Here is a 12,579-nt window from a genome sequence, read left to right as displayed (position 1 = left end):
ACAATGATCAAGCTCGGCATCGTGATGGACCCCATCGCAAGCATCAACATCAAGAAAGATTCCAGCTTCGCTATGCTGCTGGAAGCACAACGTCGTGGCTACGAACTTCATTACATGGAGATGGCCGATCTGTATTTGATCAACGGTGAGGCTCGCGCCCGCACGCGTACCCTGAGCGTAGAGCAGAACTATGACAACTGGTATACGTTCAACGACGAGCAGGATCTGCCGCTGGCCGATCTGGACGTCATCCTGATGCGTAAAGATCCGCCATTCGATACCGAATTTATCTACGCCACTTATATTCTGGAGCGCGCGGAAGAGAAAGGCACGCTGATCGTCAATAAGCCCCAGAGCCTGCGCGACTGCAACGAAAAACTGTTCACCGCCTGGTTCTCCGACCTGACGCCGGAAACGCTGGTCACGCGCAACAAAGCGCAGCTGAAAGCCTTCTGGCAGAAGCACAGCGACATCATTCTCAAGCCGCTGGACGGCATGGGCGGCGCGTCTATCTTCCGCGTGAAGGAAGGCGACCCCAACCTCGGCGTGATCGCCGAAACGCTGACCGAGCATGGCACCCGCTATTGCATGGCGCAGAACTACCTGCCTGCCATTAAAGACGGCGACAAACGCGTGCTGGTTGTTGACGGCGAACCCGTTCCGTACTGCCTGGCGCGGATTCCGCAGGGCGGCGAGACCCGTGGCAACCTGGCGGCCGGTGGTCGCGGCGAACCGCGCCCGCTTACCGACAGCGACTGGGAAATCGCCCGCCGCATTGGCCCAACCCTGAAAGCGAAAGGGCTGATTTTTGTGGGTCTGGATATCATCGGCGATCGTCTTACCGAAATTAACGTCACCAGCCCAACCTGTATTCGTGAAATTGAAGCGGAGTTCCCGGTTTCGATTACCGGAATGCTGATGGATGCCATTGAGGCGCGTTTGCAGAAGTAAATTAGTTGCCGGATGACGACGCCTTCGCGTCTTATCCGACCTGGAATTTCACCCCACAGGCCGGATAAGACGAAGCCGCCATCCGGCAAAGCTATTTTCAGAGGGTGACATCTTCGCGCTTTCCCCACATACTGGACGCTGTTGCTTTTTTGAACCCGGATACAGAACCTCTGACAATGAATTTACAGCATCACTTTCTTATTGCCATGCCTGCTCTCCAGGACCCAATTTTCCGCCGCTCCGTGGTGTACATTTGCGAACACAATGAAGATGGCGCAATGGGGATTATCATTAATAAACCTCTGGAAAATCTACAGATTGAAGGGATTCTGGAAAAACTGAAGATTACGCCTGAACCGCGCGATCCGGCAATTCGTCTGGATAAAGCCGTAATGCTCGGCGGGCCGCTGGCGGAAGATCGGGGATTTATTTTACATACTCCGCCCTCCCGCTTTTCGTCCAGTATTCGTATTTCTGACAATACGGTGATCACCACATCCCGCGACGTGCTGGAGACGTTAGGCACACCGGAGCAACCCTCTGAGGTGCTGGTGGCGCTGGGTTATTCATCATGGGATAAAGGTCAACTGGAGCAAGAGCTGATGGATAATGCCTGGCTCACGGCCCCTGCCGATCTCAATATTCTGTTCAAAACGCCGATTGCCGACCGCTGGCGCGACGCGGCCAAATTAATCGGAATTGATATTCTGACCATGCCTGGTGTGGCGGGGCATGCCTGATGAGCGGAACCTTACTCGCATTTGATTTCGGCACCAAAAGTATCGGCGTAGCGATAGGACAGCGCATCACCGGCACCGCCCGCGCGCTGCCAGCGATAAAAGCGCAGGACGGAACGCCAGACTGGAACATTATCGAGCGTTTGCTGAAAGAGTGGCAGCCGGATGAAATTATTGTCGGGCTACCGCTCAATATGGATGGCACAGAGCAGCCCCTCACCGCTCGCGCCCGCAAGTTCGCCAACCGCATTCATGGCCGTTTTGGCGTACCGGTTACGCTGCATGACGAACGCCTGAGCACCGTAGAAGCGCGCTCTGGCCTGTTTGAACAGGGCGGTTATCGCGCACTCAACAAAGGCAAAGTGGATTCCGCCTCGGCCGTCATCATCCTCGAAAGCTATTTCGAGCAGGGTTACTGATACGAATTGCCTGATGGCGAGCAGCGTTAAGGCTGACAAATTAGCTTCCATATCAACGCCTGATGGCGCTTCGCTTATCAGGCCTACGGGCTACGGGCACGCTTGTAGGCCGGATAAGGCCATCGGCCGCCATCCGGCACAACCGTTCGCTAAAGCCTGCCCTGCGCCTGCCGCTGTTGCAGACTCTGGGCAAACGTCTGCATCCCCGCCTGTTGGCTGGTCTGAATAACGCCGGGCAACTGGTGAATCTTCCCCTCCCGAATAAGATTGCCAACCGCTGGCGTGTTGATGAGCAGTTCAAATAACGCCACGCGTCCGTCCTGCCTGTCGGTTTCCAGCTTCTGCGACAACACGGCGCGCAGGCTGCCCGCAAGTTGACTGCGTACCGGATCTTTCTCCTGCGCCGGAAAGGAGTCGACCAGCCGCTCTACCGCCTGTGCCGCGCCGCGCGTATGTAGCGTCGCCAGAACCAGATGCCCCGTTTCCGCCGCCGTCAGCGCCAGGCTAATGGTCTCACTGTCGCGCAGTTCGCCTAATAAAATCACATCCGGGTCTTCACGCAGTGCAGCGCGTAACCCGGCGGCAAAGGAGCGGCAGTGTACGCCAACCTCCCTCTGCTGAATCAGGCAGCGCTGGCTGGTATGGCGGTACTCAATAGGATCTTCCAGCGTCAGAATATGACCATCGAGATGCTGGTTGAGGTATTCCACCATTGCCGCCAGCGTGGTGGATTTCCCGCTTCCCGTCGCCCCGGTCACCAGAATCAGTCCGTTCTCGCCGCCAAGGAGCGCGGGTAGCGCGGCAGGCGTCTGGAGCGCGTCCAGTTGCGGGCACGTAGTGGGCAACAACCGCAGCGCCAGCGATGCGCCCTGCTCGTGATGAAAAGCGCTGGCGCGTAACCGCAGTTCGCCCGGCAGCGACACCGCAAAGTCGAGCTGACCATCCGCCTGCCACGCCCGGCGCTGCGCGTCGTTAAGCCATTGTGACAGCAAAACCTCGACATTCGGGCTGCTAAACGGGGCTATTTCCACTTTTCCCCGTTTACGCCAGCGTGCAGGCCATGCGTTGCACAGGTGTAGATCCGAGACGTTATGCTTTACACTAAGGGCCACTATTTCTTCCATATCCATACGAACATCCTCGGAAAATGAACGATATCGCGCATAACCTGGCACATGTCCGGGACAAAATCTCAGCCGCCGCGACGCGTTGCGGGCGGTCTTCAGAAGAAGTTACGCTGCTTGCAGTGAGTAAAACCAAGCCTGCGAGCGCCATCGCAGAAGCCATCGCGGTCGGGCAGCGGGCGTTTGGCGAAAACTATGTTCAGGAAGGGGTAGAGAAAATTCGCCACTTCAAAGAAAGCGGCGTCGAAGGGCTGCAATGGCACTTTATTGGCCCCTTGCAGTCCAACAAAAGTCGTCTGGTGGCAGAGCATTTTGACTGGTGCCATACGATCGATCGTCTGCGTATCGCCGCCCGTCTGAGCGAACAGCGCCCGGCAGGTCTGCCGCCGCTGAACGTGCTGATTCAAATTAATATCAGCGATGAGAACAGCAAGTCCGGGATTCCGCTTACGGAACTGGACGCTCTGGCGGCAAGCGTTGTTGAGCTTCCCGGTATCAGGCTGCGCGGACTGATGGCGATCCCCGCCCCTGAGTCAGATTATGTAAGGCAGTTTGAAGTTGCACGCCAAATGGCTGTAGCATTTGCCGGGCTGAAAACGCGCTATCCTGGCGTTGATACCCTTTCTCTGGGTATGTCGGATGATATGGACGCCGCAATTGCGGCAGGTAGCACGATGGTGCGCATCGGCACCGCTATTTTTGGTGCGCGTGATTACACAAAAAATTAAGGAAAACTGAGGAACGCCATGAAGACGTTGACCTTCCTGCTCTCAACGGTAATTGAACTGTATACCATGGTGCTATTGTTGCGCGTATGGATGCAGTGGGCTCGCTGTGATTTTTACAACCCTTTCTCACAGTTTGTGGTGAAAGCGACTCAACCCATTATCGGGCCGCTGCGTCGTATTATTCCGCCAATGGGGCCGATTGATAGCGCCTCCATGCTGCTGGCATTTATTCTGAGCTTTATCAAAGCGATAGTGCTTTTCATGGTCGTGACGTTCCAGCCGATTATCTGGATCGCCGCCATACTTATCGTCCTGAAAACCATCGGCCTGCTGATTTTCTGGGTACTGCTGGTGATGGCGATCATGAGCTGGGTGAGCCAGGGCCGCAGCCCGATTGAATACGTTCTGCTTCAACTGGCGGACCCTTTGCTGCGCCCGATTCGTCGTCTGCTCCCTTCGATGGGCGGCATCGACTTCTCGCCGATGATCCTGGTTCTGCTGCTGTATGTTATCAACATGGGCATCGCTGAAGTCTTACAGGCGACAGGCAATATGCTGCTGCCGGGGCTGTGGATGGCGCTATGAGTGCCGTTACACCCTGCGCTGACGGTCTGATTTTACGGCTCTATATTCAGCCAAAAGCCAGCCGTGACAGTATTGTGGGTTTACATGGCGACGAAGTGAAAGTCGCCATTACCGCCCCGCCGGTTGATGGCCAGGCCAACAGCCATCTGGTGAAGTTTCTTGGCAAACAATTCCGCGTGGCGAAAAGCCAGGTCGTCATTGAAAAGGGCGAACTGGGCCGCCACAAACAGGTTAAAATCATTCATCCGCAACAGATCCCGCCAGAAATCGCGGCGTTAACTGATTAGGTATCCTATGCAAAAAGTTGTCCTCGCTACCGGCAATGCCGGTAAAGTGCGTGAGCTTGCCTCACTGTTGAGCGATTTTGGGCTTGATGTCATCGCGCAAACCGAACTGGGCGTTGACTCAGCCGAAGAGACCGGTCTGACGTTCATCGAAAATGCGATTCTGAAAGCGCGTCATGCCGCAAAAGCTACCGGTCTGCCCGCCATTGCCGACGACTCCGGCCTGGCCGTTGATGCGCTGGGCGGCGCGCCGGGTATTTACTCCGCCCGTTATTCCGGCGAAGACGCCACCGACCAGCGTAACCTGGAAAAACTGCTGCATACCCTGCGGGAGGTGCCGGATGAGAAGCGCCAGGCGCGCTTCCACTGCGTGCTGGTCTACATGCGCCATGCAGAAGACCCGACGCCGCTGGTGTGCCACGGAAGCTGGCCAGGAATGATTACCCGCGAAGCGGCGGGCAATGGCGGTTTCGGCTATGACCCTATTTTCTTTGTTCCGTCGGAAGGTAAAACGGCAGCCGAGTTAACCCGTGAAGAAAAAAGCGCGATCTCCCACCGTGGGCAGGCGCTGAAGCTGCTGCTGGACGCCTTACGCAATGGTTAAGCTGCCGCCGCTGAGTCTTTATATTCACATCCCGTGGTGCGTGCAGAAATGCCCGTACTGCGATTTCAACTCGCATGCGCTGAAAGGCGAAGTGCCGCACGATGATTATGTTCAGCACCTGCTGAGCGATCTCGATACCAACGTGGCATATGCGCAGGGACGCGAAGTAAAGACCATTTTTATTGGCGGCGGTACGCCGAGCCTGCTCTCAGGCTCGGCAATGCAAACGCTGCTGGACGGCGTGCGGGCGCGCCTGCCGCTGGCGGCGGATGCAGAAATCACGATGGAGGCGAATCCGGGGACGGTAGAGGCCGACCGTTTCGTTGATTACCAACGCGCCGGGGTAAACCGTATCTCCATCGGCGTGCAGAGTTTTAGTGAGCCGAAGCTAAAACGCCTCGGGCGCATTCACGGCCCGGAAGAGGCGAAGCGGGCAGCGAATCTGGCGAGCAGTCTGGGGCTGCGCAGCTTCAACCTGGATCTGATGCACGGCCTGCCGGATCAAACGCTGGAAGAGGCGCTGGGCGACCTGCGCCAGGCCATCGCGCTCAATCCGCCGCATCTTTCGTGGTATCAGTTGACTATCGAACCTAACACGCTGTTCGGCTCACGCCCGCCGGTATTGCCAGACGATGACGCGCTGTGGGATATCTTCGAGCAAGGCCACCAGTTGCTGACGGCGGCAGGTTATCAGCAGTACGAAACCTCCGCGTATGCCAGGCCGGGTTATCAGTGTCAGCACAACCTGAACTACTGGCGCTTTGGCGATTATCTCGGAATTGGCTGCGGCGCGCACGGTAAAGTGACCTTCCCGGACGGGCGCATCCTGCGCACCACCAAAACGCGTCACCCGCGCGGTTATATGCAGGGGCGCTATCTGGAAAGCCAGCGTGATGTCGAACAGGCCGACAAGCCGTTTGAGTTCTTTATGAACCGTTTTCGGTTACTGGAAGCGGCTCCCCGGGCAGAGTTTACGCAGTATACCGGGCTTGCCGAAGCGGTAATTCGTAAGCAGCTCGACGAGGCCATCGCCCAGGGGTATCTCACCGAATGCGAGCAGCACTGGCAGATTACCCAACACGGCAAGCTGTTTTTAAACTCCCTTCTGGAGCTGTTTCTGGCGGAGTGATGGCGGGTGAAGATGTAGGCCGGATAAGGCCTTGAGCCGCCATCCGGCAAATTGCCTGATGGCGCTGCGCTTATCAGGCCTACAGGGTTAGGGCGATAAGCGCAGCCACCTTCACCGATTAATACTGATTAAACATCGTCTGGATCTGTTGCGGATCTTTGGTTTGCGTCAGCGCCAGTTGCAACAGCACGCGCGCTTTTTGCGGGTTCAACGAACCGGAAGCGACAAACCCGTATTTCGCGTCATCGACTTCAGCATCCTGCGTGGTGGCGCCAGTCGGTACACGAGAAGAACGCACGACAACTGTGCCTTTATGCGCAGCAGTCGCCAGCGTATCGAAAACCGTTTTGTACAGGTTGCCGTTACCCACGCCCGCGCTCACAATCCCTTCGTACCCCGCATCCACCAGCGCTTTCGCCGGCAGATCGGACGCATTCGCGTAGTTATAAATAATCCCGACTTTCGGCAGCTCAGTCAGCTTAGAAACGTCAAACGGCGTGGAAGTGGTGTGCTTGCGCGCTGGCGTACGCTGATAATCGATTTTACCGTTGTGAATGTAGCCCAGCGGCCCGTAATTCACAGACTTGAAGGTGGCGACATCGGTGGTATTGGTCTTGGTGACGTCACGGCCGTCCAGCACAGTGTCGTTCATCACCACCAGTACGCCGCGATTCGAGGACGCTTTATCCGCCGCAGTAACCACGGCGTTATAGAGGTTGAACGGGCCGTCGGCGCTCATTGACGTGGACGGACGCATCGCCCCGACCAGCACTACCGGTTTATTACACTTGACGGTCAGGTCAAGGAAATAAGCCGTCTCTTCCATCGTATCGGTACCGTGGGTGATCACGAAGCCGTCGGTGTTATCGCAGTCGGTGTTGATTTTCTTCGCCAGCGTTAACCAGACTTCATCGTTCATATCCTGCGAACCGATATTGACGACCTGCTCACCTTTTACAACTGCGATATCCTTTAACTGAGGCACCGCGTCCACCAGGCTTTCGACGCCAACTTTACCCGCCGTATAATTTGATTTTGTCGCGGAGTCACCGCCACCGGCAATGGTTCCCCCGGTCGCCAGAATAGTGACATTCGGCAAAGCCAGCGCCGCGCCGCTGCAACCCATTACCAGAGCGGCGAGTACCGTTTTCCTGAAAAACTCCATTTTATTTCTCCAGTTACGTGAATTTGACGCATTATCCCAATGTCGAAGATGAATAATGTGACGTCTTCCAATTAACCAGATAAATATCTTTTTACGTTTGTGGTTTTTAGAGATGGATATCAAAACGGCGGGATATGACAACATAAAACGGCACAGCAGGCGCTGTGCCATAGACAAGAGTTTTATTTCAGGCTGCTCACCAGCGCTTTGCGGCTGTCTTCCAGCGTCACAACGCGACTGCACACATCTTTGCCGAACTGCTGGAAGTCTTTTTCCTGATTCTTCCATTCGTTCTGAATCGACGTTTGCAGACCGCCGAGGCTACCCAGCACGCCCTGCAACGGATTACCGCCGCCTTTGAGCACCGCTTTCGCGCCCATTTCGTTAATGCTGTCCTGCAAAATGCCGCCCATCGCCTGATTCACCAGCTGCTGGCCGTCGGCGCGTACCTGATCAATCGCCTTGTAGTGGAAGGTCAGGCCGTCAGTACGATGCTCAATGATGCGGTTCATCTGCTCTTTCAGTTGCGCATCGAGTTTGGTCAATCGACCACGCATATTGCTGCTTTCGCCCACTTCCTGCGCGATGATTTTATCCAGCGCCACGCGGCCTTTCTCGACGCGGCTTCTGGCGCCCTCATCGATCCACGGCAGCGCGCTGCGCAATTCCGCCTGGTAATCTTTCGCCTGTTCGCGCTGCGCGGCGCTAAGGGTGTACTGTTTGCCGTTAAACATCACATTGCCGTCCGGCGCGATCACCAGGTTGCCGTTTTCGCCTTTTACCTGAACCGTTTGCGGGCTAAGAATCACATCGTCACGCGGAGTGACGCTGCATTGATAATCTGCGTGTGCGGCCATCGCCGTCAACGAAAGAACTGCCGCCAGCAGCGTTTTGCGCATCATAACTTTCCCTCAAGACAAATCGGGCCAGCAAATGCTGGCCCCGTATGCTTTATTAGTCCCACCAAACGTCGAAAAGTTCGCTGGTGCGCACGTCTTCAAGTTTGTGTTCTTCCAGCCACTTACGCACAATCGCCTGATGTTCTTCGGTGCATTTGCCGATTTCCTGCATGCAGATCAGCCCTTCCCAGGACAGATAACCGCTGCCGTCAAACGCCAGTTTATTTGGCTCAATAACGTCATTGATAAAGTCATCGACAATTTTATCAACCTGCTCTTCAGAAGTGCCTTCCGGGAAACGCCATGCAACCGAAAACCCTAATTCCTGGAATTCGTCGATATGCATTTTTTTACGCAGACGACGACTACGGTTCTTTGCCATTATTTCACCCTCTCGAACATTAAGTCCCATACGCCGTGGCCAAGACGATGACCACGTTGTTCAAATTTGGTTACCGGGCGCGATTCCGGGCGCGGTACATAATCGTTACTCTCTGACAGGTTTTTGTACCCGTCGATGGAGGACATCACTTCCAGCATATGCTCCGCATAGGCTTCCCAGTCGGTCGCCATATGGAACACACCGCCCAGCTTCAGTTTGCTTTTCACCAGTTCGGCAAACGGAACCTGAACGATACGGCGTTTATTATGACGCGCTTTATGCCACGGGTCAGGGAAAAAGAGCTGAACCATCGATAAAGAATTGTCAGGAATCATTTTATGCAGCACTTCAACCGCGTCATGACACATCACACGCAGGTTCCCCACGCCTTCTTCGTGCGCAGACGCCAGACATGCGCCAACACCAGGCGAATGCACTTCAATACCGAGGAAATTTTGTTCCGGGCGGGCTTTCGCCATCGCCACCAGCGAGGCGCCCATACCAAAACCAATCTCAAGCGTAACCGGCGCGTCGCGGCCAAACAGCGTGGCGAAATCCACCGGTTCTTCGCTGAATTCAACGCCCATCACCGGCCAGTAGTTTTCCAGCGCGTGTTCCTGCCCTTTCGTCAGTCGCCCCTGGCGACGAACAAAGCTACGAATTCGGCGCAACGGGCGGCCGTTTTCATCAAATTCCGGTGAAATGACGTCGTTCTTCATAAAAGTTAAGTCTGCTTGTGATTGAGTTCCGAAAACGGGCATTATCCAAAGTTAGTTGCCGGATGCAAGTAAAGGAAGAGAGTGATCACAGGAAAGTTCCGGTTTACACCTCGTTGCCTCTGTGCTGCAATCTTGCCCCCAGCAATTTTAAAGCGGTGACCATGCAAGCGTCTCAATTTTCGGCTCAGGTTTTGGGCTGGTACGATAAATACGGGCGGAAAACCCTGCCCTGGCAAATTGACAAGACGCTCTACAAAGTATGGCTCTCGGAAGTGATGTTGCAACAGACGCAGGTTGCGACAGTTATCCCCTATTTCGAACGTTTTATGTCGCACTTTCCAACGGTGACGGATTTAGCCAACGCGCCGCTGGATGAGGTTCTGCATTTGTGGACGGGCCTCGGCTACTACGCCCGCGCGCGCAATCTGCATAAGGCGGCGCAACAGGTGGCGACGCTGCACGGCGGCCGGTTCCCGGAAACGTTCGACGAGGTCGCCGCCCTGCCCGGCGTAGGCCGCTCCACCGCCGGCGCGGTTCTCTCGCTCTCTTTGGATAAACATTTTCCGATTCTCGACGGCAATGTTAAACGCGTGCTGGCACGCTGCTATGCTGTCAGCGGCTGGCCGGGGAAGAAAGAGGTTGAGAAACGGCTGTGGGATCTGAGCGAACAGGTTACGCCTGCCAACGGCGTGGCGCGTTTTAACCAGGCGATGATGGATTTAGGCGCTATGGTGTGTACGCGCTCCAGGCCGAAATGTTCGCTGTGTCCGCTCCAGAATGGCTGCGTTGCCGCCGCGAACGAGAGCTGGTCGCTGTACCCCGGCAAGAAGCCAAAACAGACGCTGCCGGAGCGTACAGGCTATTTTTTGCTGTTGCAGCATAATGACGACGTGTTTCTGGCGCAGCGTCCGCCGAGCGGCTTATGGGGCGGATTATACTGTTTTCCTCAGTTTGAGGATGAAGATGGCTTGCGTCAGTGGCTGGCGCAACGGCATATTCAGGCCGATAATCTCAGTCAACTTAATGCTTTTCGCCACACGTTTAGCCATTTCCACTTAGATATTGTGCCTATGTGGCTTCCCGTGTCTTCATTCACCAAGTGCATGGATGAAGGCAACGCGCTCTGGTATAACTTAGCGCAACCGCCGTCGGTCGGACTGGCGGCCCCCGTGGAGCGTTTGTTACAGCAGTTACGTACCGGCGCGCCGGTTTGAGCACCCCGGTCGATAAAGAGGATTTTTTATGAGCAGAACCATTTTTTGTACTTTCCTGCAACGTGAAGCGGAAGGCCAGGATTTTCAGCTGTACCCGGGCGAACTGGGGAAACGCATCTACAACGAGATCTCTAAAGAAGCGTGGGCGCAGTGGCAGCATAAGCAAACCATGCTGATCAACGAAAAGAAACTCAACATGATGAACGTCGAGCACCGCAAACTGCTGGAGCAGGAGATGATCAACTTCCTGTTTGAAGGGAAAGACGTGCATATTGAAGGCTATACGCCGGAAGAGAAAAAATAAGCATCTCTTGCTGGCAATCTCGTAGGCCGGATAAGGTGCTTGCACCGCCATCCGGCAAAACGATACAACAACAAACACAACACGCACTCCCGGAATGATGAAAAAATTTTTCGCGCTTGCTCTTGTTGCGCCGTTGCTCATCTCCTGCTCCAGTTCGACCAAAAAAGGCGATACCTATAACGAAGCCTGGGTCAAGGATACCAACGGTTTTGATATTCTGATGGGGCAGTTTGCCCATAACATTGAGAATCTGTGGGGGTTCAAGGAAGTGTTGATCGCGGGTCCGAAGGACTACGTGAAGTACACTGACCAGTATCAGACCCGCAGCCACATCAACTTTGACGACGGTACCATCACCGTCGAAACCATTGCCGGAACAGAGCCCGCCGCGCACCTGCGCCGCGCGATCATCAAGACGCTGTTAATGGGCGACGATCCCGGTTCGGTCGACCTCTACTCCGACGTCGATGATATTCAGATCTCCAGAGAGCCGTTCCTGTATGGTCAGGTGGTCGATAATACCGGGCAACCCATTCGCTGGGAGGGACGCGCAACCAACTTCGCTGACTATCTGCTGAAAACGCGTCTTAAGAGTCGCAGTAACGGTCTGCGCATCATCTACAGCGTGACGATCAATCTGGTGCCGAACCACCTGGATAAACGTGCGCATAAATATGTTGGCATGGTTCGCCAGGCCGCACGCAAATACGGCGTCGATGAGTCGCTGATTCTGGCGATTATGCAAACCGAGTCCTCTTTCAACCCGTATGCGGTCAGCCGTTCCGACGCGCTGGGGCTGATGCAGGTAGTACAGCACACCGCCGGGAAGGACGTATTCCGTTCACAGGGGAAATCGGGCACGCCAGGCCGCAGTTTCCTGTTCGATCCTGCCAGCAACATTGATACCGGCACCGCTTATCTGGCGATGCTCAACAATGTCTATTTAGGCGGCATTGATAATCCAACATCGCGTCGTTACGCGGTGATCACCGCCTATAACGGCGGTGCAGGCAGCGTGTTGCGCGTTTTCTCTAACGATAAGGTTCAGGCGGCAAACATTATCAACAGTATGTCCCCGGGCGATGTGTACCAGACATTAACCACGCGGCATCCTTCTGCGGAATCGCGTCGCTATCTGTATAAGGTCAATGCCACCCAGAAATCCTATCGTCGGAAGTAATCTCGCCGTTCCCGCCCCCGATCGCACTGGGGCGGGAAGGCCGAAAAGTGTTAACTCCATCACTCTTTTGCTTTGCAATTAGAAATTGTTTGCAAATATTTGTCACAGGTAACAAAAAATACCCTTTCCTCATTGATAGAATCACATCATATTGC

At 55.1% G+C, this 12,579-nt stretch carries 16 protein-coding genes; 11 read left to right on the top strand and 5 right to left on the bottom strand.

The features are described from left to right. The first annotated feature begins 3 nt into the window (after positions 1 to 3). From gshB to ruvX, 3 genes are all read left to right on the top strand, one after another. Positions 4 to 951: a glutathione synthase gene (gene gshB, locus OGY62_RS21125; protein ID WP_047461353.1), complete on the top strand. Its 948-nt coding sequence runs from the start codon at positions 4 to 6 to the stop codon at positions 949 to 951. Between the two features lie 176 nt (positions 952 to 1,127). After that, the gene (locus OGY62_RS21120; RefSeq protein WP_012135063.1) at positions 1,128 to 1,691 is read left to right on the top strand and encodes a YqgE/AlgH family protein; all 564 of its coding nucleotides are present in this window, start codon (positions 1,128 to 1,130) and stop codon (positions 1,689 to 1,691) included. After that, a complete protein-coding gene (gene ruvX, locus OGY62_RS21115; RefSeq protein WP_071257864.1) occupies positions 1,691 to 2,107 on the top strand; it encodes a Holliday junction resolvase RuvX in 417 nt (138 codons plus the stop codon). The genes OGY62_RS21120 and ruvX overlap by 1 nt, the downstream gene beginning before the upstream one ends. Before the next feature lie 149 nt (positions 2,108 to 2,256). Here ruvX and OGY62_RS21110 read toward each other — a convergent pair whose 3' ends face one another. Then, positions 2,257 to 3,237: a type IV pilus twitching motility protein PilT gene (locus OGY62_RS21110; RefSeq protein ID WP_286460506.1), complete on the bottom strand. Its 981-nt coding sequence runs from the start codon at positions 3,235 to 3,237 to the stop codon at positions 2,257 to 2,259. Between the two features lie 17 nt (positions 3,238 to 3,254). On the opposite strand from OGY62_RS21110, the gene OGY62_RS21105 reads away from it, so the two are divergent. The 5 genes from OGY62_RS21105 to hemW are packed head-to-tail and all read left to right on the top strand — an operon-like array spanning position 3,255 to position 6,561. Next, positions 3,255 to 3,959: a YggS family pyridoxal phosphate-dependent enzyme gene (locus OGY62_RS21105; RefSeq protein ID WP_049010785.1), complete on the top strand. Its 705-nt coding sequence runs from the start codon at positions 3,255 to 3,257 to the stop codon at positions 3,957 to 3,959. An 18-nt stretch (positions 3,960 to 3,977) separates the two neighbouring features. Next, a complete protein-coding gene (locus OGY62_RS21100; RefSeq protein WP_012135068.1) occupies positions 3,978 to 4,544 on the top strand; it encodes a YggT family protein in 567 nt (188 codons plus the stop codon). Further along, positions 4,541 to 4,831 (top strand): DUF167 family protein YggU, encoded by a 291-nt coding sequence (yggU, locus tag OGY62_RS21095; protein ID WP_012135069.1) that lies wholly within the window; start codon positions 4,541 to 4,543, stop codon positions 4,829 to 4,831. The genes OGY62_RS21100 and yggU overlap by 4 nt, the downstream gene beginning before the upstream one ends. A 7-nt stretch (positions 4,832 to 4,838) precedes the next feature. Further along, a complete protein-coding gene (locus OGY62_RS21090) occupies positions 4,839 to 5,432 on the top strand; it encodes an XTP/dITP diphosphatase (protein ID WP_012135070.1) in 594 nt (197 codons plus the stop codon). Continuing rightward, a complete protein-coding gene (gene hemW / locus OGY62_RS21085; RefSeq protein ID WP_286460505.1) occupies positions 5,425 to 6,561 on the top strand; it encodes a radical SAM family heme chaperone HemW in 1,137 nt (378 codons plus the stop codon). Before OGY62_RS21090 ends, hemW begins: the two co-directional genes overlap by 8 nt. 118 nt (positions 6,562 to 6,679) lie before the next feature. On the opposite strand, the gene ansB is transcribed toward hemW, so the two are convergent. From ansB to trmB, 4 genes are all read right to left on the bottom strand, one after another. Continuing rightward, positions 6,680 to 7,726 carry an L-asparaginase 2 gene (gene ansB / locus OGY62_RS21080; RefSeq protein WP_286460504.1) on the bottom strand — a complete coding sequence of 349 codons (1,047 nt, stop codon included), beginning with the start codon at positions 7,724 to 7,726 and terminating at the stop codon, positions 6,680 to 6,682. A gap of 182 nt (positions 7,727 to 7,908) precedes the next feature. Then, positions 7,909 to 8,628, bottom strand: coding sequence for a YggN family protein (locus tag OGY62_RS21075; RefSeq protein ID WP_012135073.1), 720 nt, complete (start codon positions 8,626 to 8,628; stop codon positions 7,909 to 7,911). Between the two features lie 52 nt (positions 8,629 to 8,680). Next, positions 8,681 to 9,007, bottom strand: coding sequence for a YggL family protein (locus OGY62_RS21070; RefSeq protein WP_012135074.1), 327 nt, complete (start codon positions 9,005 to 9,007; stop codon positions 8,681 to 8,683). Further along, positions 9,007 to 9,726 (bottom strand): tRNA (guanosine(46)-N7)-methyltransferase TrmB, encoded by a 720-nt coding sequence (gene trmB / locus OGY62_RS21065; protein ID WP_024130937.1) that lies wholly within the window; start codon positions 9,724 to 9,726, stop codon positions 9,007 to 9,009. The genes OGY62_RS21070 and trmB overlap by 1 nt, the downstream gene beginning before the upstream one ends. A 161-nt stretch (positions 9,727 to 9,887) precedes the next feature. Here trmB and mutY point away from each other — a divergent pair, with 161 nt between their 5' ends. The 3 genes from mutY (at position 9,888) to mltC (ending at position 12,424) form a co-directional block, all read left to right on the top strand. Continuing rightward, positions 9,888 to 10,940, top strand: a complete 1,053-nt coding sequence (mutY, locus tag OGY62_RS21060) for an A/G-specific adenine glycosylase (RefSeq protein ID WP_286460503.1) — start codon at positions 9,888 to 9,890, stop codon at positions 10,938 to 10,940. A 28-nt stretch (positions 10,941 to 10,968) separates the two neighbouring features. Then, complete coding sequence (locus OGY62_RS21055) at positions 10,969 to 11,244, top strand: oxidative damage protection protein (protein ID WP_012135077.1); 276 nt, start codon at positions 10,969 to 10,971, stop codon at positions 11,242 to 11,244. A 97-nt stretch (positions 11,245 to 11,341) separates the two neighbouring features. Beyond that, positions 11,342 to 12,424, top strand: coding sequence for a membrane-bound lytic murein transglycosylase MltC (mltC, locus tag OGY62_RS21050; RefSeq protein WP_024130939.1), 1,083 nt, complete (start codon positions 11,342 to 11,344; stop codon positions 12,422 to 12,424). Positions 12,425 to 12,579 lie beyond the last annotated feature (155 nt).

Source organism: Citrobacter sp. CK198 (genome assembly GCF_030333295.1).
Taxonomy (GTDB): Bacteria; Pseudomonadota; Gammaproteobacteria; order Enterobacterales; family Enterobacteriaceae; genus Citrobacter_B; species Citrobacter_B koseri.
The sequence above is the reverse complement of the archived record's forward strand: the minus strand, read 5'-3'. Positions and strand labels throughout refer to the sequence as shown.